The sequence below is a fragment of the Erythrobacter sp. S249 genome (assembly GCF_057364975.1).
This window is the reverse complement of record NZ_CP200287.1, coordinates 2,279,890-2,302,886: the sequence shown is the minus strand read 5'-3', so window position 1 is coordinate 2,302,886 and position 22,997 is coordinate 2,279,890. Positions and strand designations below refer to the sequence as shown.

Genomic DNA, 22,997 nt, shown 5'->3' with positions numbered 1-22,997 from the left:
GTCCTTTGCGCCTCTAAGTATTTGCCCGCATCTCACTTCGAACGCGGCAGTATGCTCTATACGCCATTGTTCAAGGGTTAGCGATGGAGTGCAAGCCACGTGCACGCAGTAAAAACCCAAGAGCCGGCGCGTCTGGCTTACTTTGCGATTGGCGCAATCGACCGCCGCAGCGTGGTGGCCGCGGCGATGGGCTTTGTCGTGTTTGCAGCCCTCGCAGTCCTAAGCCTGGAGCTGTCGCGATTTGGCGGCGCGCTCGCCAAAATTTGGCTGCCCAATGCGGTCGCGGTTGCATTCCTGCTGCGCGCCCGATTGAATAACGAAATCCTGTTGCTCGCCGCGATCTTTGTGTCGGGCTTTGTCAGCAATTTCAGCCCCGAGTTTCCCATTCATCAGCCACTGGTGTTTGCCGCGGCCAATATCGTCGACATTGCGAGCATTGTCTTCCTGGTAAGATTGGCATGCGGTTTGCGCCCGGACATGACCAACCTTGAGCATTTGGCGAAAATCGTCCTGATTGGCGGGTTGGTTGGCCCATTTCTGTCTTCATTCGTCGCTGTCCTGGCGATGGTGCCCAATATGGCGGCGATGAAGGAGACGGTGCAGACATGGTTCCTCACCGACAGTCTGGGAATGGTGCTGATCGTGCCGACGGCTTTGTTGCTGCATGACGCCATTCGCAACTTTCAACGCCCCACCAATTCGCAGCTGGTCGAGCGATCAGTCATGTTGGTGGCGGGCTGTGGATGCGCTTTTATGGTGTTTTACCAGCCCAGCTATCCGCTGCTGTTCCTGATCCCGCCAATCACTTTGCTGCACGCCTTTCGTCTGGGCAACACAGGGACCGCGATCTTCGTCGCCCTGCTGGCGTTTGTCGCCATGACTATGACCTGGAGCGGCTATGGCCCCATCGCCGCAGCCGGCGTATCCCCTCAGATGCAGGCGCATTTGCTCCAGGCATTTGTCGCGGCAAACTTCCTCACTGGCCTTCCCGTTGCCGTCATTCTGGCCGGGCGAGAACGCATGATGGAGGAGCTGGAACAGGGCAAACGCGAGCTGGCCCTACTGGCTGAGAACACAACCGATGCCTTGATGTGTTTCGACCTTCAGGGCCGCTGCACCTATGCCTCGCCATCGGTTGCAACCGTGATGGGGGAGCCGCCAGAGAACTTTATCGGCAAGCGTCCCAGCGAGCGAACCCACGAGGAATCGCGCGAACTCATCTCTGAGGCACAGGAGCGCCTCATCACCGGCGTTAGCGAGAATGAGCGCTTCACTTACCGGCGCTTTACCGACAGCGACGATGGGCTGCCGGTCTTTATCGAGGCGGAATGCGCGGTCGCTTACAGCCCGGAAACCGGAGAGCGCGAAGGCATTGTGGTGTCCGCTCGCAATGTCACAGAGCGGGTGGAGCTTGAACTCCTTCTCACCCGCGCCCGGCGCAAGGCGGAACGTGCAGCGCGCGCGAAATCAGAATTTCTCGCCAATATGAGCCACGAAATCCGCACCCCAATGAACGGCGTGCTCGGCTTTGCTGAGCTTACCTTGCAAAGTGAGCTTGATTCTGAGCAACGCCGCAATGTCGATCTGATTGTGCAATCGGGCCGTTCCATGATGTTGCTCCTCAATGACATCCTTGATTTCTCCAAGATCGAAGCCGGGGAAATCACCATCGACGAGCAAGCGCTGGACCTCGACGCCACGCTGGAGGAATGCGCGGCACTCCACCGCCCCAGCGCTGAGAAAAAAGGCCTGGAGCTGCATTTCGAAAGCGATGCGGGAGAGCCCTGGGTCACAACAGATGGCCTTCGGGTGCGGCAAATCGTGCTCAACCTTATCGCCAATGCGATCAAATTCACTGAGTTCGGCCGCGTCACAGTCAGCTATCGGATTGAGAACGGGCAGATCGTCATAGAAGTTCTCGACACCGGCATTGGCATCAGTGCCAAGCGTCTAGGCAGTATCTTTAAGCCGTTCACTCAGGGGGAAAGCACCACCGCGCGCCGTTTCGGGGGAACGGGCCTCGGCCTCTCGATCAGCCGCCAGCTCGCAGAATTGCTGGGCGGTACCCTAGAGGTGGAAAGCGAACCCGGGCGCGGCTCATGCTTCACGCTGATACTGCCGTTCTCCAAGGCGCAACCTCTGCCAGAAATTGAGCCCGCCTTGGATCTGGCAAAGCCGGAGCAATTACCGCGCGGCACGCGGATCTTGCTGGCAGAAGATCACGATGTGAACCGTCTGCTGGTCACCGAAATGCTGGAGCAATGCGGCCAGAATGTCTCGATCGCGCATGACGGCAATGAAGCCATCGCGATGGTGATCGACGCATTCCTGCGCGGCGATCCCTATGACCTTGTGCTGATGGATGTGCAGATGCCGGGCTGCGATGGCTATGCCGCCACCCGCGCGATCCGAGGCGAAGGGATTGGCGGCGACATCCTGCCAATCATTGCGCTCACCGCCAATGTGTTTCCCGAAGACATTGCGGCGGCGCGCGACGCTGGGATGCAAACGCACCTCGCCAAACCGCTGCAATTCGCGAAATTGGCGCGCGCTCTTCAGCGCTGGCTGCCAACCCGGATCGTCGAGGAAAGCACTCCTGCGGAATACGAGGACGCGCCCGGGGCGCAGCGTGCCTCAGACCAACAAAGCGAAGCCGCATGCCACCCAGAGCCGGAGCTGACCGAGGAATCGCAAGTTATCGACTTTCCTGCCCCGCCTAGCGAGCAATTCCAGTCGCATTCGCCCGCTCTGATTGAGCGTTGGGAGGCTCGCCGCGAGGAGGCGCTAGAAGCGCTGCGAAATACGCTAAAGCGCGGCGGTTTTGATGCAGAGCGCAAGGACGAACTCCTGCAATTGCTGCACAAATTGGCCGGCACCGCCGCCATGTTCGGCGAGGCAGAACTGGGCGACAGAGCCGCCATGCTGGAGCAAGCGCTGCGCGGTGACTTTGATCCTGCGGCGCAGCTCAACCTGCTGCGAGATGCCCTCAGCATTGCTGAGGACCGCGATCAATCCGAACCCCGAAGCAGCAGCTCCCGCGCCTGACCCTGCCCCCAAACGCAAACGGCGGAGCCCGCTGAGGCCCCGCCGCTTGTTTAGCTAGTCGGTTAGCGACGAATTAGAATTCGTAGCGTGCGCCAACTTGGATGCGCCAGATGCTGCTGTTGATGGCGGTGAACGCTTCGCCTTCAAAGGCCCGGAAGTCTTCCAGAACATAGCGCCCCTGATCATCGAATTCGCCGGTAAGCAAAGCTACGCGGCCATCGAAGTCGCCGAGTGAGCGCCGAACGTTCCAATCGCCATTGAGCAGGTTCAGGAAGTTCGAGAAGTCAGCGAAGACTTCGATGCGGTCGTCTTTGATGCCGGTGAGGCTGCCGATGAATGGCAGTTCCTGGCTCAAGCGGAAGTCGACATCGAAGAACCATGGGTTACGGCAGGTGTTACGACGAATGGTCTGACCTGGCGTAAACTCGCAGTTCAAGTTGCTAACGATGCTGTCGCCACCATTGATGGCATCAAGGAACAACGCAACATCATCAAAATCGCTCAGTGGTGAGAGATTTGGATCGTCGATTCCCGTTGGGATGTAGGCCAGAATGTTCTCTTCGGCAGAACCGCTGTCACGGAAGTCCGGGAAGCCATCATCAAAGGTCAAGCTGTACGGACGGCCTTCCGAAGCACGGAAGAAGATGCCGAGACCGGTATCGTATCCTTCGAAGAACTCTTCACGGAAGAACATCGACAGCGTGAAGTTGTGCCGCGTTTCAAAGCCAGACTGAGATACAGCCGGGTTTTGCGGATCGAACACTGCGGTGCCGTCAAACTGCGAGCCTGCCGTAGCGGAGCGAGAGTTGATGGTCTGCTCGCTGTCGTTGAAGGCATAGCCGAGATTGATGTTTACGCCGCCATTCTCGGTGAACAGGCCTTCGCTGAAACGCTTGCTCAAGATGAATGACAGGTTGTGGCTGTCAAAGCTTGGACCGTTGGTGAGCTGCAAGAACTCATCGAGACCCGTGGAGAAGCACGGGTCTGTTACGCCCACAAACGTGCCCGCATCACGATCAAACGTCGCGTTGCAGTTATCCGCAAGAGGATCGATCGCTGCGATGATCGGGCGACCATCTACAGTGAATCCGTCCAACGCTTGGCGAGTATCGACAACCTGCAAGAGATCGCGAATAGCCAGCGTGTCGTTGAAGCGCGTGTAGATGTAATCGACGTTGAGCTTCCAGTTCGAGAAGAACCCGGTCTCGGTGCCAACGTCAGTGGCGAAGCCGATGTTGGCGCGCACTGCGGTTGGGATGTTGAAGTCAGGATCGATGTTCTGAACTTCACCGCCACCAGCGGCCGCACCATCCGCGCCAGCGTTAATCGCACACTGCGGGAAGCCGGTGAAAGCACCGCCAGAAACAACGGAGATCTGACCAGTAACCGGATCAGTGGTCAGTTCAGCCGCATCGCAATCTCCGGTGTTTCCGTTGACCGATGCAAAACCATCGTTCGAGAATGCGTTAGAGAAGAACACGACCGGGTCGCCGCCAGCAAATACGCCGATGCCGCCGGTTACGCTGGTGTTTGAGAAGAAGCCCTCGTTGTCGAAGTTGTACGTCGCAGAAAGACGCGGCAACACAACAGGATCGATCGAGCCGAATGAGACGCTGTTGCTGAAACCGAGCCGCTGTACGAACAGCGGGTTGTTCCGAGGCGCATCGCCTTCATAGAGCTGGACGCGAACACCGGCTGTTACGTCAAGCTGGCTGTTTACAGACCAATCGTCTTGAACAAAGACAGAGTAAACCGTGCGGCCAAACTGTGCAGCAGCATTGTTGATGTCGCCATCAATACCGGTGCGGATCGTACCGCCGCCTGCGCCAGATTCGATGATCTCGTCGGGACCGTCGAAATCGCCGCCGGTGCCGTTGGCAAGCAGACCAGCTTCGAAGTCGGCAAGACCGTCAAAGAACAATGTACCCGTTGCGTTGATCGCGAACAGGTTGAACACTTCGAGGTCGTTGATTTCCGCACCAAACTTCAACTGGTGATCACCAGCGTCATAGTTCAGAACGAAACGCGCCTGATCAATCCGCGTATTCAGCGCGTTGGCTGAACGGAAAATACCAGGACCCGTGGCAAAACCGCCGTTATCAGCTTCGTCAGCACCAACTGCCGCGATGACATCCGGATTGGTTGCGTTGGGCAGGCCAACCACGAGGCGAACAGTTGGATCGTCTGATTGGGCTTCACCGAAGCCAACCGGACCTTGAACGTCAGCGACGTCTGCGCGGCTGAGACGCAATTCGGTCGAGACCTTGTCGCTCCAGTCTGAGTACAGACGGACAGAGTAGTAGTCCGAAACCGTGCCTTCATCTTCGAACGAATTGATGCCGGTCAGCGTGTTTCCGCCACCATCAAATTCGACATTGGTTTCTTCGAGACGTTGGTAGGTAGCCTCGAGGCGGTGATCATCGTTGATGATCGCGTCGAGACGACCGAAGTAACGCACGTTGCCTTCAGGCAAGGTCGTTGGCAGTTCGCCAACTTCTTGGCCGTAGACTTCGCGGGCGATACGCGCGAACTCATCAAATTGTGCTTGTGTTGCGAACGGCACTTCATTGGCTGCGCCGGACCCAATTGGGCCATCGTTGTAACCGTCAGCGATCGTTACTTCTTCATAGCCGAGCGAGAAGAACAAGCGATCAGGGATGATCGGGCCAGAAAGTGTGGCACCCCAACGCTCTTCGCGGCCGGCATTGATTTCTTGAACTTCGCCGTCTGCGAATTCGAGCGTGTCGGCCTGAAGACCTTCATCGAAATAGGTGTAGAACGCCGAACCGCTAAACTCGTTGGTACCGGCCTTGGTAACAACGTTCACGAGACAACCGGTGAAGTCGGAATATTCGACATCGAACGGAGCGAATTCAACCGAGGTTTGCTCAACAACGTCGAATGGCAGCGGCAGCGAGTTACGTGCCGCAAACGGCGTGCCGTTCAGGCCGAACACGTCCGATTGGATGATACCGTCAACGGTGAAGGTGTTGCCGCGATCGTTACCACCGAGGCAGGAAATGCGATCAACGTCGTTGCTCTGCTCAAGGCTGACACGAGGGTCGATGCGGATGATGTCGCGAACGTCGCGAGTGATCGATGGAAAGTTTTCCAGCGTTTGCGTATCGAAAGCGGTGCCTGGACCAACAGCGAGTTGGGTCACGCCAGCGCGGGCGCCGGTCACGATGATGACATTGTCGCTGCCGCCGGCTGCGCTTGCTTCGAGGGTGAAGCGGAATGCGGTGTTGCCGGAAATGCTGGTGAACACGTCTTCAACCGTCTGACCTTCGTAGCCAGGTGCGGTGACAGTCACCGTGTATGGGCCGCCGGGCGGCAGTGAGCCGACGCGGAAGTTGCCATCTGCGCCTGCGGTTACGTCACGAACGGCGCCGGTGCGCGTATCGGTGATGGTTGCGGTCGCACCTGGAAGCGCGTTGCCGCTCACGTCGATTACCGAGCCTTCGATGCCGGATGTAATGCTTTGTGCGGCGGCTGGCGCTGCGATAGTTGCGGCGGCTGAGAGACTGACGACGCTCGCTGCCAAAAGATACTTGAGTTTCATTAGTAGGGTCCCCTGATCACAGTGGATGGATGTGAACACGCCCCCCATTAGGGCCGTTGCGGGACGCTAAAAAGACCGATTTGTGACAATTGCGTTACGCTATCCACTGCTCGGCTGGCAGACTGCGATCAGGAAAGAGTTTTCCACCGCAGGACTCGCGGATTCCTGCAGGTTAGAGGGCTGGTGTTGCTGCAGCGCAACAAAATATTAGATTCGTGATGGTTTCGGTCAGTTGAGGGCTGATCAGGCCAGATTGATCTCGCGCAGGCGCTGCATCAGGAAGTCATGCGCCGAAATTGGCTCTGCAGGGGCCGAGTCGCTTGATCCGTCGGCGCAGCTTGCCAGCGGCTCGATCAGGTAATCAGGCCGGAAATGCAGGAAAAACGGCATGGAATAGCGTGATCTTTGCGCCGCCGGTCCGCGCGGGTTCACAACCCGGTGCGTGGTTGAACGCAGGCGGCCATTCGTCAACCGCTCCAGCATATCGCCGACATTGATGACCAGCGCGCCCTCTGGCACGTCAATCGCCTTCCACTCGCCGGCTTTGGTTAGCAGTTCGAGCCCGGCCTCTTCAGCGCCCAGCAGCAATGTGATCGTGTTAATATCGCCATGCGCAGCGGCGCGGATCGCGCCCTCTGGCGCATCGGGGCCGAGCGGCGGATAATGCAGCAGGCGCATCACAGAATTGCCGTCCTCAACCGTCGCGGCGAAGAAGTCCTGCGGCAGCTCGAGGTGCAGTGCAATCGCCTCCAGCGCACGTCCGCCCGCCTCTTCGAACGCGGCGTAAAGCTCGCTGAAAGTGTCCTCAAAACCGCCGACTTCAGCGGGCCAAACGTTCGGCCCCATGAACTCCGCCAGCGGGTGATCCGCGGGCAGACCCCGGCCAACATGCCAAAATTCCTTGAGGTCATGGACGCTTGCATCCTTGGCCTTTTCCGTGCCGAACGGGGTGTAGCCGCGCGCGCCGCCTCCGCCCTCGATCTTATACGCCCGCTTAACGTCATCTGGCAGCGCAAAGAATTCTTTGGACAGCGCCTCGGCGCGGTCGATCAGCTCTTGCGGGATGCCATGATCGCGCACCACCGCGAAGCCATATTCGGCAAAGCTGCGGCCAAGCTCGTCAGAGATCGTCTCCAGCGGCTGAGCGAGCGAGACGATTGCGATATCGGGGGCGGTGTCAGTCATAGCTCAGTACGTAATACCTATGCTGCGATTGTTCCAGCCTACAGCGGCAAGAACAGGCCAGCCAGCGCCGCGCTCATCAGGTTCGCGAGACTACCAGCGGCGAGCGCCTTTAGCCCAAGCTTCGCGATCACCGGGCGCTGGTTCGGAGCCAAGCCGCCCGTCACCGCCATCTGGATCGCGATGGAGGAAAAGTTCGCAAAGCCGCACAGAGCAAAGGTGACGACCGCACGGCTGCGCTCGGTCAGACCTTCCACTGCGCCCAGTTCAATAAAGGCGACAAATTCGTTGAGCACGATCTTGGTCCCAAACAATCCGCCCGCAATCTGCGCCTGATCCCAGTCTGAAATCCCGATAAGGAACATCACCGGCGCGAACAGATAGCCGAGCAATTGCTGGAACGAGATGTCGGGATAGCCGAACCAGCCGCCAACCCCGCCGAGCAGACCATTGGCCAGCGCAACCAGAGCGACAAACACCATCACCATCGCGCCGACGGCCACGGCGAGCTTTACGCCAGTGGTGGTGCCTTGCGCCGCCGCTTCGATGATATTGGCGGGTTTTTCGCCTTCTTCGAAGGTCTCCGACACGGTCGCATCGGCAATCAGGGCGTCGTGCGCCGCCGCCTCTTCCGGATCATCCGGCATGATGATCTTCGCCATCAGAATGCCGCCCGGCGCGGACATAAACGCCGCTGCCAGCAAATACGGCACCGCCTCATCGCCCAAAAACGAGGCATAGGCCGCAAGGATTGTGCCCGCGACCCCGGCCATGCCAACGCACATCAAAGTGAACAATCGTGATGGCGGCAGAGCGGCGAGATAAGGCCGCACGACCAACGGGCTTTCCGATTGGCCGACGAAGATGTTCGCCGCGCTGCCCAGCGCCTCAACCTTGCTGATCCCGGTCAACCAGCCAATCGCCCCGCCCAGCCAGCGCACCAGCCGCTGCATAATGCCAAGGTAATAGAGGATCGAAACCAGCGCCGCGAAGAACACGATAACTGGCAAGGCCGCGATCAGGAACGTGTTGGCAAAGGGGTTGCTGTCCATCGGGCCGAACAGGGTCTCAATCCCCTGCACAGAATAGCTGAGCAAGGCGATCACGCCGTTCGACATAAATTCAATCGCGCTAACGCCAAAATCCGTGCGCAGCACGAGCAGCGCCATCAGCGCCTGAAGCGCAAAGGCGGCGCCCACCACGCGCAATTTGATGCGCTTTTTCCCATTGGACAGCAGAAAGGCGATGGCCAGGATCGCAGCGATCCCGATGAGGCTCATGACAAATGGCGGCATGTTTAAGCGCGAGGCTCCCCTAAATGCGCGTGTCCCGCGCAAACAACATGCGCGCCGCGATCTCTCGGCACGCGGGAGGGAACCTTGCCGCTTGCGCGCAAACAGTCAATTCTCGCGAGTGTGAGAGACGTTGATAGCGCGCCCGCCATCGCTTTTCTTTTCCTCCCGCGCGACTTAAGCCTTATCCATGAACACAGCGACACCGGCGCAGGCCCCATCCACCAGCGAACCCTCCCCAGCCGCCAGCGCGGCCGGCATGATGCAAATGCCGCGCGGGCTGTTTGTCTATCTGATGCTGTATGGCGGGATGACGGTGCTGGCCGGCGTGCTGGCGTTTAAGCAAGTGCAATTATGGCCGACCGATCTGGCGGTGGAATCGGGCATTTTCGCATTTCTCATCCTGGTCGTGATTTCCAGCACAGTGTCACAGCTTTATGGTCAGAAATACGCGACCCGGATCGTCTGGCTGGGGTTTGTGCCGCTGCTGATCGCCAGCGTGCTGATGCAATTGGTACTGGCACTGCCACCCTCAGTGGAAATGCTGAGCGGGCGTGCAGACGACCTTGCCGCGTTTGAGCGGGTACACAACACTGTGTGGCGTGTATGGGCAGCGGGCCCGGCGGCTTACATCGTCTCGCTGCTGCTCAATATCTGGATATTTGACCGGTTGCGCGGCAGCGGAGAGGCCAGCACAATCGGCCTGATGATCCGCGGCGCGGTGGCCTCTGCGCTCAGCCAAGCGGTGGACTCGGTGATCTTCATCACCCTCGCCTTCTACGGCCTGTTCCCGATTATGGACCTGCTGATCGGACAAGTGATCGCCAAGGTCGCGCTGTCAATTGTGCTGGTGCCGTTCCTGATCACCGGCGGCGTGCGCCTCGCGAAGTGGCTTGATGCGCGGGGGTGAGGTTGGAAATGTTGGAGCGTCACAACCACTAGGCAGGTGGCGTACCGTCTTTCGTCATTCCCTGCACAAGCTGCACGATAGGTGTCTGATCGTACTGTGCTGCATGCTTGGAATAGCCCGTGTCGCTTGGTGAGAAGATAGCCTGAGCAGCTTGCTGGAGAATGGCTTCGTGTACCGCTTCCTCTCGCGTTGCCGCTAGCAGTGCTCGGTAAGTTCTGAGCGCGCTACTACGGTGGTAATTTTGCACCGCGTTATGTCGGTTAGCGCTGTACTGTTTTGCAGAGAAAGTCAGGGCCGCACCGAGTGTAAAAAGAATTAGGGCCTTGCTGAACAAATGCGCAGCGATCTGGCCCGCGTCTGCCCCGTTTTCGAGTGGTAACAACCATCCTAAGGCGAAAGCAAAGGCAAGAAAAGTCAGAAGCGCCGCCAAAACCGCTGTGGCACCCAGCCACATACATGCAGCGTCTTCGTAACCCTTTCCCTCGATGTGAAAGACACGCGCCCTGCCACTAGCTGCGATTTTTGCCGTAGCTTCTTTGGAGGCGTCGGCCATTTCCCTTAGTTTCGAGGCATTGGCTTGCGAATCTCTGAGAGTCTTGTCCATATCGGACAACGACACATTTAGACGCTCTCGCAGTATAGCGGCGTCGGAGCTGCGATCATCGCCGATCATTTGGAGGAACAGCAATTCCTTGTTGGAGTTGACAGTCCTGACCATTGTACTTTGGATGCGGCCACTAAGATTGGATAGATGCGCCCCCCGGGCCCCTGTTGTCTGAGAGCTTGCCCCTTGTATTGTCTGTAGGAGCTTTGCAGTATCTTCGAACAGACTATGAAGATCGGCAGGGGGTTGCTTTGTATATTTTTTCCAATCCTTTGGAATTCGTCGAAGTAGAGCTGAGGCCCAATCCAGAAAAAGATCAACTTGATCGTTTAGCGGAGAGCCGTCCGAGTCTCTATTCATTTCACGGAGATCTTGAAAATCGAAATCATCTGCAAGAGTTTCGCGACGGCTTGCTTCAATTTCGCTGACGATGTTTGAGATATCTGCCAAATAGAATCACCTTCCAAGTTCTTTCTCTAAGCTTATCGAATTTTTCTTCGATATAGGATTGTCTTTGGCTGGCTTGTCCACAAAACATATCAGACCACCACAGACGGTACTATCTTAGATGCTCGTGCAGGGGATGGACCCTGAACCAAGTTCAGGGTGACGAATAACTTCACCAACCTCGTCACCCCAGCGAAGGCCGGGGTCTAGAGCCTCGTAGTGCATCACATTGCCGCTTGAGAACCCAGCTTTCGCTCGGATGACGATGGCAGTTGTCGGATAACGAGCAAGTTTTCCTACTCGAGGGCGAATGGCTATCTCTGGGCTATGCTTTTGCCAGCCGCGCTCCAACATCCGACTAATCGAGTAAATCGATCAATCGGTCCCTCTGTGATCGATTGGCTTTTCGCCCCTGTACTGTGTTCCAGCCGTTCCAAGCGTGCTTCACCAGCGACGAGTGGAGCGGCCATCAAGCGCAACGGCGCGGGCGCGCTACTCGGTCAGGAACTGCGGGGTCAGTCGCTTGTTCGAGGCTTGCTCATAGGCATAGCCCGCCTTCAGCAGCAGGCCTTCCGACCACTTGCCCGCGTAGAAGCTGATCCCAATCGGCAGGCCCTCGATCCCGCCCATCGGCACCGTCAGATGCGGATAGCTAGAGGTCGCCGGCAGCCAGCTCGCGCTGGGCCCGGCGAACGTGTCGCCATCGCCCAGGGTGGAGAGCCATGCCGGCCCCAGCGTCGGCGAGACCAGCACGGCCACGTCGTTCTCGCGCAGCAGCCGGTCAATGCCCTGAGCGCCTGCGATCCGCTTGGTCGTCTTGAGCGCCTCCAGATAGCGCGGATCGGTGAGGCCCGCCTGGGCCTGCGCCTGCTCGAACAGCTCCTGGCCGAAATGCGGCATCTCAACCTCGGCATTGGCCGTGTTGTAGGCGATGAGATCGGCCAGAGTGCGCGTGGTCACGGCCTTCGGCGTGGTGGCGAGATAGGCGTTGAGATCGGCCTTGAACTCGGTCAGCAGGATGAGGAACTCCGCCTCGCCCAGCGCCTCTTGGTCAGCGTCAGAAATGCCGCGATCCGGGATCTCGACCAGCACCGCGCCCTGCGCCTCCATCACGGCGAGAGCGGCGTCGAACTGCTCTATGATCGCGGGGCTGCCCCCAACCTGATCGCGCATCACGCCGATCCGCATGCCCTTGAGGCCATCGGCGCTCAGCCCTGCGGTGTAGTCGCTTGCCTGCGCATCCGCCTCTGCGGTCGCGGCATCATCCGGGTCGGTGCCGGCCATAACGGTGAGCATCATGGCAGCGTCCATCACGCTGCGCGTCATCGGCCCGGCGGTGTCCTGAGTGTGGCTGATCGGGACGACATGGGTGCGCGAGACGAGCCCGACGGTCGGCTTCAGACCGACCACGCCATTGGCCGAGGACGGGCACATGATCGAGCCGTCGGTCTCTGTACCGATCGTGCCCGCAGCCAGCGCCGCCGCCATGGCAGAGCCGCTGCCGCTGGAGGAGCCGCAGGAGTTGAACGGCAGGCGGTGCGGGTTCTTGACGAGCCCGCCAACCGCGCTCCAGCCGCTGGTGGAGTTCGTCGAGCGGAAGTTCGCCCATTGCGAGAGGTTGGTCTTGCCCAGGATGATCGCGCCAGCATCCTTGAGGCGGCGGATGAGCGGAGCATCGCGGTCTGTCACATTGTCACTCAGCGCGGTGGAGCCAGCGGTGGTGGGGACTGGGCCAGCGACCTCGATGTTGTCCTTCACCAGCAAAGGAATACCGTGGAGGCTGCCCAGCTCCTCGCCATCGCAGCGCGCGGCATCGCTGGCCTGCGCGAGTTGCAGCGCATCAGGCATGAGCGAGAGGACAGCGTTCAGCTGAGGCCCGCCATCGGCATCGTCGAGCTCTTCAATGCGCGCCAGATAAGCTGCGGTGATGGCCTCGCTCGAGGTCTCGCCCGCCTCCATCATGCGCGCAAGCTCCGCCAAGGAATGGTCCTCAACATTGCCGAGATTGGCACTGGCTACGGCCAGCTCTGGCACGGTGCAGGAGCCCGAACCGAAAGTGCCCCCAATCGCATCGCACGCCATCAGCGACGCACATGCCGCCACGCTCAAAACCACCCTACGCAGCATCCATCACCTCGTCGTTCATCACACAGCCCAAACACCAAGGGGCGGAGCAGTGTGGTAACTGCCCCGCCCCTTGGTGTCACTGTTTGCGGTTCAAGTCGTCCGCATACCTAGTTTAGGTCAGAACGATCCAGATACGCCGAAGAAGAAGAAGCGACCGCGTGGGCTAACCGGGCGAGCCAGGCTGCCAAGGAACGGTTCTTCGTCTGTCAGGTTGTTCACACCGCCAAACAGCTGGATATCATCATTCAGATCATAGCTTACGCTGATATCATGTTCGAGCGAGCTGCCGGTGGTGAGCTGAGAAGGATCAGCCAGGCCGACGTTTGGCGACACGACGACAGCGCCATCAACAATCTCAACATCCGTCGCTGCAGCGTTCGAGAACTGTAATGCAGAGTCTTCAAAGCGACCTCTCCAGCCAATGTTCCAGCCTTCAAACTCCCAGTTGACGCCAAAATTGATGATCCAGTCTGGGTTTCCAACAACGCCAAGCAGATCGCTGACCGTTGCTTGGTCGGCAATCAACAATTGCTGCTGAAGCGGGTCGGGTTCGGAAGCGATCGTTTGCGCAATCACCGGGTCACTTTCCGTAAAACGCTCAATGAAGTGCGTGCCAGCGGCAGAAAGTTGGAACTCGCCCCACTGCCCGTTTCCGAACGGGGCCTCGAAGTTGTAGCGAGCTTCGAAGTCAACGCCGCGAGCACGAAGCACGGACAGGTTGATATTCCCGGAGGTAAAGCCAGAAATCGCGCCGCCATTGTTGGCATCGCGTTGGATCGCATCACAGAACTGGTTGTCTGTTGATGGCAAGTCAACGCAGGCAGAAGCAATCGCAGCGCCAGTCAAGCTACCCACAGCATCGGTAATCTCGATGTCATAGTAGTCGGCAAGTACGACCAAGCCATCCAAGGCCCCGCCGAAAATGCTATTACCTGGTTCGAAGATGCCGCCAATTGTAAGGCTGTCAGAGGTTTCTTCCGTTAGGTTTGGGTTGCCGCCAGTCGTTCCGGTCACGAACGCCGTCAAGAAGTCAGATGAATCGAATCCTGCAGCAACGAACTCTGCACAGTTGGTCGGACGGTTGGCACTACCATTGTTGATGTTACCATCATCACAAGGGTCAGCATCCACGCCAATAAATGCAGCCAACTGCGGATTGAACAGTTCACCAATGTTCGGAGCGCGGATAGCACGCGACAGTGTGCCCCGAACAGTGAACCAATCGACCGGACGGTATGTAGCGCCGAACGAATAGGTTTCAGTGCTTCCTATCGTATTGTAATCAGAAATACGGCCCGAGGCACTCACTTCCAAATAGTCAGCGAATGGGAGGTCAGCCAGCAGTGGCAGTTTGATTTCACCGAAACCTTCGTAAACGCTGATGCCTTGGCCGTCAGTCGGAGAGACATTCACGACCGTGCTGGCGTTACCAACTACGTTGCCTTCAATTGAACGGAAGCTGTCAGGAATGAACTGAGATGTATCTCTCCGCCATTCGAAACCAGCTGCAAAGCCCACTGGTCCGCCTGGAAGTTCAAAGAAGTTTCCAGTGTCGCCAGAAATGACAGCAAGGAATTGCTGCTGCTCAATTGTAGTGTCGTTTTCAAGGTCAACAAAGGCGAAAGCTGCTCCTGCCCCCTGAATGGCTTGGGATCCAAGGATGTTTAAGGGTGCGCATTGGCCATCGCCGATCGCGAACGTGACCGGACGGGTCAAGCTGCCAACGTCAGTCGGGTTACCATCGGCACCGACGATCTGCGTGCCGGCTGCAAAGAGTGGCGGGCCGCCAACGAAAAGAGCAGCTGGCGACGGCAGACCGGTAAGTTCTGACCGGCAAACGATATCGCCAACCTGGGCTGTTCCGGCATCAATAACCAAATCCTGACCACCGCGAATTGCATTGAGCGTACCAGGTCCGCCAGCTGCGAACGCGGCATTCGGGTTGGTCCCATCAAGGTCAGCTGCAGTCAATGCCACTGCATCAATCGCGGTAAAGTAACGGTCATTCAGACGAGAGGCTCGACCAATGCTATTCACATCAGTACGTCCCCATGAATACGACACTTCAAAATCGACATTTGTTCCAGGAATCTCGCCTTTGAAACCGCCGGTCGCACGAATTGTCGATCGCTCGACAGTTGTCCCCGCGCCTATTTCCGAGCCGAGGTTGTCGCGAGCGACAAAGATGCTTGGAGTCGAGGCTGGATCCAACGCATCAAGGATCGGAATTTGATCCTGAATAGCCTGCGGAAGGAATGGGTTGTCCAAGGCGATCGGAATATCATCAGAGAACGGGATACCGGCAATATTACTCGATTCTGTGTACGCGAACTTGGCGTCAGCAAAAAACGTAATCCCGCTAGTGATTTCGTAGTCCACGCCGGCTGCTGCTACAATTCGAGTCTGATCAGGGATCAGACTGAGGCCGGGCGCGGTCTGACCGATCGGAATACCATCACCGCCGATGGCGTTAAACGCACCAGTTGAAATACCAGGATTGAACGCCCGAACTTCGCCGGTTACTGGATCGATAACCTGCAACACCGGAATGGTCGTACCCGGAATAAATGGTACGGAGTCTGTTGCAGGGTTAAAGTTGGTTACGAACGAACCCAAGGCACCAAAAGGGAACGCAAACGGCGTTGGGTCAACAGCAATTGTAGAGCCAGCGCTGGACACTGGGAGTGTGCGGTTCGGTACAAAGGCTTGCTCTGCATCTGGATCAAGTCCCAAGATTTCGTTCAAGAACGCATTGCTGTTGTTCAACGATGAGAAGCCGGCTCCAGCAAAACCAGGCCGATCTCCGTTCAAAATGCCTTCGGATTGCGAATATTCTACAGCGAAAACGGCACTGCCGCGATCATCGCCAAAGGTTCCGCCACCCGCAACCGAACCGAAAAACTCTTCGGAATCGCCCTTATCGCTTATACCGCCTTGTAGGCGATACTCGAGGCCATCAAAATCTCGCCCAGTGCGGGTGATGTAATTGACAACACCCGAAACAGCATCTGCACCATAAACAGCCGATGCGCCGCCGGTCAGCACTTCCACCCTAGAAATAAGCGCTGAGGGAATTGAACCGACGTCAACGGTCGCAGTGCCTGCAAGGCCTGGAACGTGGCGACGACCATCCTGTAGGACGAGCGTTCGGTTGGTACCCAGTTGGCGCAAGTTCAAGGTGCTGGCACCGGACAGAGCAAGGCCCTGCGCGGTGTCGAGAGACGATGGATCGGAACCCTGCAAAGCGGGAATTTCGCGCAACGTCTGAGAGATATCGATCTCACCAGCGTTCCGGAATTCTTCGGCAGTGAGCACCTGAACCGGACTTGGCAAAGCAGTCGTGGAGTCCGTCGCGATACGCGAACCAGTTACAACAATTGCATTCCCTTCTTCGACCGCTTCCTCATCCGGCGCGGACTGCGCATGAGCGGCAAATGGCACCATGCTAGTGGCGGCGAGGAGCAGTGCGTGACCTGAAAGTTTAAAGCTGCGCATAAAATTCCCTGTGTTTTATGTTCTCTTCCCACAGGAAAACTTGCTGCAACGCAGCATAGTGTCAAGTCGGGATGGCAGGATTGCCGCCCGAAAGGCGGCCCAAGCGCACTTTTGTTGCAAAAATGCACGCATTTGGCCGAGTGCGCGCGCATATTGCGACCCGTCAACGCATTATAAGTGCCCCCACTCAAATTGTGCAGGCGCGAATGGCTAGCTAGCCATGTCTATTCAGACTTGTACACCTCGCCCTGCTTCATGACGAAAGTCACGTTTTCGAGCAGCGAGATGTCCTCCAGAGGATTGCCGCGCACCGCGATGATATCGCCCGACGCGCCAGTCTTGATCACACCGACATTGCCCTTTTGTCCCAAAGCATCAGCCGCATTGTAAGTCGCTGCGCGCAGAGCCTCAGTGGAGCTCATACCAAAGCGCACCATGCGCGAGAGTTGCTTCGCATTATCGCCATGAGGATAGACCCCAGCATCAGTGCCCAGCACCATTTTCACACCGGCTTCGTGAGCGCGGCGGAAATTCTCGCGCTGCGTCTGGCCCGTCATGCGCTCTTTCTCCAAGCTTTCCGGCAATATGCCCGCGGCCTCACCCTCGCCCAGAATGAACTCAGTGACGTAGATGTCCATCGACAGGAATGCCCCGTTTTCCTTCGCAAGTCGGATGCCTTCGTCATCGATGAAGCTTGCATGCTCAATCGTGTCGACACCCGCCTTCAGGGCATTGATGATACCCTCGGTTCCGTGGGCATGGCTGGCGACCTTCATCCCGTGGCTGTGCGCCTCTTGGGTCAGCGCAGTGAGCTCCTCCACAGTGTATTGCGGCGCACCGACCTTCGTGCCTTTGGAAAGAACACCGCCGGTCGAGCAGGTCTTGATCAAATCCGCGCCGAACTTGCGGTTCTTACGAACCTTGGAACGCGCAGCCCACGGGCCGTCAGCCACGCCTTCGCCGGTCGCTTCATATTCTGGCGGCAAGAGATTGTTGTCCGAACAGTGCCCGCCGGTAATCCCGATCGGTGGGCCAGAGACAAACATACGAGGTCCAGGGACATCACCCTCTGCGATTGCATCACGCAGCGCCACATCGCCAAAGCTGCCCGCACCAACATTGCGCACCGTCGTAAAGCCAGCCATCAGCGTGGTCTTGGCATTTACCACCCCAGTGATGGTCGCGCGCTCATCAGAGATCGCAAGCCTGCGATACCCATGCGTGTCGGAATCGCTGGTGAGGTGAACGTGCATGTCGATCAGGCCGGGCAGGATTGTCATGTCGCCGAGATCAATGACCTCATCAGCCTCTGCGGAAACCGTTTCGCTAAATGCAACCTCCGTGATCACGCCGTCGGTGATCGTGATCACCGGGTCATCGAGCAACCGCCCGCTTTCAACATCGACCATGCTGTCCGCGGTGACGACAACAGTCTCCGCCAAAAGGGCGGTTGAGCTAAGGAGTAATGACGAAGCGAGAGCGATAGCCGGCAGTTTCAAACGTATTCCCCTTGTTGCATTGCAGCGAAAGCTAGCAGCTTTGGACCGCCCGGCAAGAGGCAAGCAGAGGCCCTCGTACGCCTAATCGCGGCACAATCGTTAATGGTGGGGAAACGGTGGTGAATGGCACAGTCCAGCGCTAACCAGTCTTGGCGCTTGGATTCCCGGAAAAACGGGAATTTAACGGGATTTTCGCCAACTTTTGAGGGAATGGCTATCCAGTCAGCTCTAATTCCCGGGGGTTTACCCGATTCCTTGAATATCTCTAATACGGGAATACAATCTCTCAATAACGGGAGACACTACTCGATAATCGGCAGGGACTGCATTGGGATTCGGGAATGGTAGTGCAGACATCACGCATCCGTAATCGATGCCGAGAATCCACTGGTCGCAAAAGGACCGGTCCGGCCCGAATGGCGAGACCTCGTCGAGTTCAGCTTTTCTGCAGGAATTGCGCAGCAGTTCGCGTGTTTCCTGAAGGTAGACGGTGAGGGATCAAAATCCGCGATGGGCAATCTAACTGATCTCGCTAGGTCGTACCTGACTTCGAAAGAGACCACATTCTCATCGCGCGAGGTGGTTCGCAGTGAGCTCCACGAGATCTCAAAAGTCGAGTCAGTAGCCGAGCTTCAATCGCTGTTGCTCAAGTTGGACCGGGATACTGAGACCTACCTTTGGGCTCAATTGCTATCGGCTCCGGATTGGCCGGATGGTCTGATTGCTGTCCAGTGGCTGCGCGCCGAACCAGATATCGCGACGGTCAAGACTGCAGCCGCATCGGCCGCAGCGTCGATGAAAGGCGGTGACGACGGCAACAACGACCTTCACGCAGTTGTTTCAGCTATTATCGATATCCATGAGATCCACTCATCTGAGAAGACGACGGTTGGCCGACCGGAGAGTCTTGCACCTTTACCAAGTCTTGTCCGCTTGTTTTTCGAGCACGTTGATCCAACAATGGAATGGAAGACTATCTGGAACCTATTGGACCGTGAAGTCAGAGCAAGAAAGCGAATGACCGTCAGATAGCTGGCCAATCTTGCAGACACCCTTTTGTGTTAGCGATTGGCATGTGAATAATCAGAAGCTTCCATTTCCCGGAGGCCCCAATGCTGAAGAATACCAAAATCCTCGCAATCACCGAACTGCTGCTCGATAACATTGAGCCTTACCAAGACAATCCTCGCGAGCATCCTGACAAACAAATCGCGATGTTGGCAAAGAGCATCAACAAGCACGGCTTCAACAATCCAGTTCTTGTTGCGCCCGGCGATACGCAAACGGGCAAGCACGAATTGATTGCACGCCATGGCCGGATACTCGCTGCCGAACGTCTCGGGATGAAGACAGTGCCGGTCATCGTTCTCCCTCATCTCGACGGGAATGAACGCCGGGCATACCGTGTCGCGGACAATGCCATTGCCCTGAAAGGCGATTGGTCTCTCGAGCTATTGCAAGAAGAGATCGCATTCCAAATGGACTGGGACATGGAGTTCGACGCAGAGGCATTGGGCTTCGAAGTCGGTGAAGCGGACGCGCTTGCAGAGGCGTTTCGCAGCGAGGGCGACGAAGAGGAAGAAGAAGCACCGCCGACTCCCTCACGTGATCGGGACGCCATCTCCGAGCATGGCACGATCTGGCAGATTGGTCCTATTCGAATTGCTTGCGGAAGCGCGCTTGATCCTGAACTGTGGACTGAGCTGATGAACGGTCGCGAGGCCGATGTTGTCATCAGCGACATGCCGTTCAATGTTCCCGTGAATGGGCACGTGAGCTCTTCAGGCCAGCATAGCGAGTTTGCGCAAGGGTCCGGCGAAATGAGCGAGGAAGAGTTCGCTTGCTTCATTGCCAAGGCGTTTGAGCTTCAGGAACATCACTCTCGCCCCGGCTCGCTCTCATACCAATTCATCGATTGGCGCTCGGTCGAACTGATGATCCGCGAAGGGCGCAAGATTTATGAGAGCCTGATCAATCTGTGCGTTTGGGTTAAGCCAGCTGCGGGTATGGGGTCCCTCTATCGCTCACGCCATGAGCTTGTCTGCTTGTTCCGCAAAGGTGGGGCTTCGCACCAGAACAATGTCGAGCTCGGTAAGCATGGCCGCTTTCGGACGAATGTCTGGGAGTATGCCGGTTGTACCGGCTTTAGCGAAGATCGCGAGGACAACCTTGCGATGCATCCTACTGTCAAGAACAGCCAGATGATTGCCGATGCAATTATGGACACGACCTCTGCGGGTGATCTTGTAGCAGATGCCTTCCTTGGTTCAGGCACGGCTGCGCTCGCTGCAGCTCGCACCAAGCGTCACTGCTACGGGATCGAGATCGATCCCTACTATGTCGACCTCACCGTTGAGCGATTGCTTAAGGAAATTGGCGACGATGCTATCGACCAAGATGGCGCATCGTTTCTCGAGCTTGGCAACAATCACTAATTAACGAACACACACTCACGTAGACCGAGGACTCTAGTCATGGCCCAAAAGCCCAAACGCACTCCGCATGATCCAACTAAGCCGTTGGGGCACAAAAACCCGGCGATCGAAACACAGTTTAAGAAGGGCAACCCAGGAGGCCCCGGCAGGCCCAAGGGTGTCTCCAGTGCTGAAGGAACACTCAAGAAGCTGTTCCGCGATCGCATTGAGCTTACCGGCCGCGACGGTAAGTTCGCCAAGCCCGTATCTGAAGTTATGATCAAACGCGCGCAGAAGATCATCATAGACGGCTCAGATGCATCGTACTTTAAAATGCTTGATCTTTTCAGCAAATACGGACCAGAGGAAGAGGCTATTGCGGCTGAACGCGTCGGGAACCTTGAGCAATTGGGGATGGAATTTTTGTCGCTCTACGCTTGTATCATGAAGCGCACTTACGCCTACCTTGATCACAAAGAGGGAGAGCAAGTCGAACCCGTCGATCCCAAAGCTATTGAGCCAGTCGTGGGGCTCTGGGAGTTCTTTATCGGTGCAGACGGGCATATCGATTTCCGCCGTCATGCTGAGGCCAAAGATGATGATCCCCATCTGATCGCCTGAGATAAGATCTCGGGTTCTTCAGGATTAATCAGTTGATCATTCAGAACAGTTCGGTGTTGAAGAACACGCCAGGTTCATTTTGATTGTCGACGCACCAAGGTAGCATGCGGCCTTCGAGTTTGGGGCTGGGCTTTCGAACTGCAACCTGACCGGTCGGTCCAGCGATAGAGCGATACTCACCGATCAGTGCTTCGCATTCGGTGCGGGTGATGTCGGCGTTTACCTGCACCGTTACCCGCGCATTATTGTCGTAAAGCGGCTCGCGTTCGACGGTGTGACCTGGAAGGGGAGAACCTGAGCTGCAAGAAGAAAGTGCCGTTAGGGCAATGAGTGCAGCGCTGAGCGATACGCGAGTTCCAGACCTATTCATTGATCTGTTCCTTGATCAGAGCAATTTGTTCATCCGAGATTTTATTGCAAGTTCGGCGGATGGTGCGGATCGCGCCTCGGTCAATACTTGCATCCAATGTGCCGTACTCAGTTGCTGAGTTACCTTCCTGAGAGCGCCGCACCACACCATCGCGGATCTTATAGACGCGCAGCATCTGCTGAAGCCCGCCTTCAGGTCCTCGGGCGCGAAACACCACGCTGAAATGCTGTGACTTACCAGGCCGGGACGGCCCCGGATCACACACCACAAGGTCAGTTACGCTGTCCGGATCATCGAGCACTATTTCGAGGTCCTCGATGACGAGGCGTACCGGCTCAGAAACTGTTGCGCCCTGAGCCATGAGCATACTTGCAACGGTGAGTGCATTTGCGAGCATTGTCTGATCCTCCTTTGCAGCCAAACAGAAACTAGGTCTGACTGTTGTGTAGTCGATAAGTGACATTGACTACTGCTCGATATACGAAGTCAGTCAAGTAAAATGTCACTGATCGTCTGTAGATTGATCGGCGACATGCGCCTCAACTGCGAGTGTGGATATTCGTCAACGCCTCGCCGCAAATTTGCGCAAGCTCCGTCTTGAAAAGGGATGGAGCCAGGAGGAGTTTGCCCATCAGGCCGATATTCATCGAACCTATATCAGCGATCTCGAACGTGCGGCTCGCAACCCGTCGATTGATATCATTGAGAGGCTGGCAAAAACTCTGAATGTGAGAGCAGGTCAACTGGTCGATTAGATTTCGTCATCGTTTGGTGAAGAGGCAAAACAAGCAGCAAAACAACACTAAGATCACTTCGCTGTTCTTGTCTGACGATGATTGTCTGATCTGCGGTCGAGATGCACATTCAGCCTTAAAAAAGTCCGCTTTCACAATAATTTAAATCAGATTGCTCTTTTCAAGCCACGTTACAGACCACCTTTTTTGTAGATTTTCTAACCTCTCAAAACCGATTGAGATGAGCCTTTGCGGCGAACTTGGGCTTGTTCGACTTTCGGATTTTGGGTTGGGTAGGATATAAAAGGAGTGCTCGCGCCATGACTTTCACCATTTTATTTTCGTCTTGACTTGACGAAGTCATATTCAAGTGCTGGTTTCTTTGCAGAAATAACAGGGGAATCTTGTGAAGCTTCGAACACTCGCTTTCACCTCGTCTTTGGCGGCTCTAGCAATTGCTAATGTTGCCAGTGCACAGTCGAGCACCGAGACCTACACCTATGACGCGCTTGGTCGGTTGATTAAGGTTGAGACCTCTGGCGGCAGCAACGACAAGAAAAAAGCGGTGATCTGCTACGACAAAGCGGGCAATCGAACAGAGTACAAGACGGCCAGCGGCGCTTCGCAGCCAAGCTGTCCTCCGCCGCCACCTCCTCCCAGCATTTGATTGAGTAGCCCTGGATGCATGAACTGCG

General features: G+C 56.9%; 16 protein-coding genes. 7 read left to right on the top strand and 9 right to left on the bottom strand.

Annotated features, from left to right (window positions below):
* Positions 1–99 precede the first annotated feature (99 nt).
* Complete coding sequence (locus AC0V6V_RS10925; protein WP_486165417.1) at positions 100–3,045, top strand: hybrid sensor histidine kinase/response regulator; 2,946 nt, start codon at positions 100–102, stop codon at positions 3,043–3,045.
* 73 nt (positions 3,046–3,118) lie between these two features.
* Here the strand turns inward: AC0V6V_RS10925 and AC0V6V_RS10920 are convergent, their stop codons facing one another.
* From AC0V6V_RS10920 to AC0V6V_RS10910, 3 genes are all read right to left on the bottom strand, one after another.
* Entirely contained in the window at positions 3,119–6,607 is a 3,489-nt protein-coding gene (locus AC0V6V_RS10920; protein WP_486165416.1) for a TonB-dependent receptor, read from the bottom strand.
* 243 nt (positions 6,608–6,850) lie between these two features.
* Positions 6,851–7,792 (bottom strand): isopenicillin N synthase family dioxygenase, encoded by a 942-nt coding sequence (locus AC0V6V_RS10915; protein WP_486165415.1) that lies wholly within the window; start codon positions 7,790–7,792, stop codon positions 6,851–6,853.
* 38 nt (positions 7,793–7,830) lie between these two features.
* On the bottom strand, positions 7,831–9,084 hold the full coding sequence (locus AC0V6V_RS10910; protein ID WP_486165414.1) for a NupC/NupG family nucleoside CNT transporter: 1,254 nt from the start codon (positions 9,082–9,084) through the stop codon (positions 7,831–7,833).
* 187 nt (positions 9,085–9,271) lie between these two features.
* On the opposite strand from AC0V6V_RS10910, the gene AC0V6V_RS10905 reads away from it, so the two are divergent.
* A complete protein-coding gene (locus AC0V6V_RS10905) occupies positions 9,272–9,991 on the top strand; it encodes a queuosine precursor transporter (protein ID WP_486165413.1) in 720 nt (239 codons plus the stop codon).
* Positions 9,992–10,019: 28 nt separating this feature from the next.
* On the opposite strand, the gene AC0V6V_RS10900 is transcribed toward AC0V6V_RS10905, so the two are convergent.
* The 4 genes from AC0V6V_RS10900 to AC0V6V_RS10885 all read right to left on the bottom strand — a co-directional run bounded on the left by AC0V6V_RS10900 (position 10,020) and on the right by AC0V6V_RS10885 (position 18,163).
* On the bottom strand, positions 10,020–11,045 hold the full coding sequence (locus tag AC0V6V_RS10900) for a hypothetical protein (protein WP_486165412.1): 1,026 nt from the start codon (positions 11,043–11,045) through the stop codon (positions 10,020–10,022).
* Between the two features lie 489 nt (positions 11,046–11,534).
* Positions 11,535–13,169, bottom strand: a complete 1,635-nt coding sequence (locus AC0V6V_RS10895) for an amidase (protein ID WP_486165411.1) — start codon at positions 13,167–13,169, stop codon at positions 11,535–11,537.
* A 117-nt stretch (positions 13,170–13,286) separates the two neighbouring features.
* Positions 13,287–16,664 carry a TonB-dependent receptor domain-containing protein gene (locus AC0V6V_RS10890; RefSeq protein WP_486165410.1) on the bottom strand — a complete coding sequence of 1,126 codons (3,378 nt, stop codon included), beginning with the start codon at positions 16,662–16,664 and terminating at the stop codon, positions 13,287–13,289.
* Positions 16,665–16,888: 224 nt separating this feature from the next.
* Entirely contained in the window at positions 16,889–18,163 is a 1,275-nt protein-coding gene (locus AC0V6V_RS10885; RefSeq protein ID WP_486165409.1) for a Xaa-Pro dipeptidase, read from the bottom strand.
* 510 nt (positions 18,164–18,673) lie between these two features.
* Between AC0V6V_RS10885 and AC0V6V_RS10880 the strand changes: the two genes are divergently transcribed.
* The 3 genes from AC0V6V_RS10880 (at position 18,674) to AC0V6V_RS10870 (ending at position 21,198) form a co-directional block, all read left to right on the top strand.
* On the top strand, positions 18,674–19,195 hold the full coding sequence (locus tag AC0V6V_RS10880) for a hypothetical protein (protein WP_486165408.1): 522 nt from the start codon (positions 18,674–18,676) through the stop codon (positions 19,193–19,195).
* 80 nt (positions 19,196–19,275) lie between these two features.
* Positions 19,276–20,598 carry a site-specific DNA-methyltransferase gene (locus AC0V6V_RS10875; protein ID WP_486165407.1) on the top strand — a complete coding sequence of 441 codons (1,323 nt, stop codon included), beginning with the start codon at positions 19,276–19,278 and terminating at the stop codon, positions 20,596–20,598.
* Positions 20,599–20,637: 39 nt separating this feature from the next.
* Complete coding sequence (locus AC0V6V_RS10870; RefSeq protein ID WP_486166331.1) at positions 20,638–21,198, top strand: DUF5681 domain-containing protein; 561 nt, start codon at positions 20,638–20,640, stop codon at positions 21,196–21,198.
* Between the two features lie 40 nt (positions 21,199–21,238).
* Here AC0V6V_RS10870 and AC0V6V_RS10865 read toward each other — a convergent pair whose 3' ends face one another.
* Positions 21,239–21,568, bottom strand: a complete 330-nt coding sequence (locus tag AC0V6V_RS10865) for a hypothetical protein (RefSeq protein ID WP_486165404.1) — start codon at positions 21,566–21,568, stop codon at positions 21,239–21,241.
* Complete coding sequence (locus tag AC0V6V_RS10860; protein ID WP_486165403.1) at positions 21,561–22,031, bottom strand: hypothetical protein; 471 nt, start codon at positions 22,029–22,031, stop codon at positions 21,561–21,563. Before AC0V6V_RS10860 ends, AC0V6V_RS10865 begins: the two co-directional genes overlap by 8 nt.
* Before the next feature lie 88 nt (positions 22,032–22,119).
* Here AC0V6V_RS10860 and AC0V6V_RS10855 point away from each other — a divergent pair, with 88 nt between their 5' ends.
* Together AC0V6V_RS10855 and AC0V6V_RS10850 are read left to right on the top strand one after the other, a co-directional pair.
* On the top strand, positions 22,120–22,323 hold the full coding sequence (locus AC0V6V_RS10855; protein ID WP_486165402.1) for a helix-turn-helix domain-containing protein: 204 nt from the start codon (positions 22,120–22,122) through the stop codon (positions 22,321–22,323).
* Positions 22,324–22,708: 385 nt separating this feature from the next.
* Entirely contained in the window at positions 22,709–22,969 is a 261-nt protein-coding gene (locus AC0V6V_RS10850) for a hypothetical protein (RefSeq protein WP_486165401.1), read from the top strand.
* Positions 22,970–22,997: the final 28 nt, after the last annotated feature.

What these genes read in the sequence shown, in the direction of transcription:
- AC0V6V_RS10875 (WP_486165407.1), top strand. Translation starts at nt 19,276, where the DNA reads ATGCTGAAGAATACCAAAATCCTCGCAATCACCGAACTGCTGCTCGAT.
- AC0V6V_RS10870 (WP_486166331.1), top strand. Translation starts at nt 20,638, where the DNA reads ATGGCCCAAAAGCCCAAACGCACTCCGCATGATCCAACTAAGCCGTTG.
- AC0V6V_RS10865 (WP_486165404.1), bottom strand. Translation starts at nt 21,568, where the DNA reads ATGAATAGGTCTGGAACTCGCGTATCGCTCAGCGCTGCACTCATTGCC.
- AC0V6V_RS10895 (WP_486165411.1), bottom strand. Translation starts at nt 13,169, where the DNA reads ATGCTGCGTAGGGTGGTTTTGAGCGTGGCGGCATGTGCGTCGCTGATG.
- AC0V6V_RS10890 (WP_486165410.1), bottom strand. Translation starts at nt 16,664, where the DNA reads ATGCGCAGCTTTAAACTTTCAGGTCACGCACTGCTCCTCGCCGCCACT.
- AC0V6V_RS10905 (WP_486165413.1), top strand. Translation starts at nt 9,272, where the DNA reads ATGAACACAGCGACACCGGCGCAGGCCCCATCCACCAGCGAACCCTCC.
- AC0V6V_RS10910 (WP_486165414.1), bottom strand. Translation starts at nt 9,084, where the DNA reads ATGCCGCCATTTGTCATGAGCCTCATCGGGATCGCTGCGATCCTGGCC.
- AC0V6V_RS10915 (WP_486165415.1), bottom strand. Translation starts at nt 7,792, where the DNA reads ATGACTGACACCGCCCCCGATATCGCAATCGTCTCGCTCGCTCAGCCG.
- AC0V6V_RS10860 (WP_486165403.1), bottom strand. Translation starts at nt 22,031, where the DNA reads ATGTCACTTATCGACTACACAACAGTCAGACCTAGTTTCTGTTTGGCT.
- AC0V6V_RS10880 (WP_486165408.1), top strand. Translation starts at nt 18,674, where the DNA reads ATGGGCAATCTAACTGATCTCGCTAGGTCGTACCTGACTTCGAAAGAG.
- AC0V6V_RS10920 (WP_486165416.1), bottom strand. Translation starts at nt 6,607, where the DNA reads ATGAAACTCAAGTATCTTTTGGCAGCGAGCGTCGTCAGTCTCTCAGCC.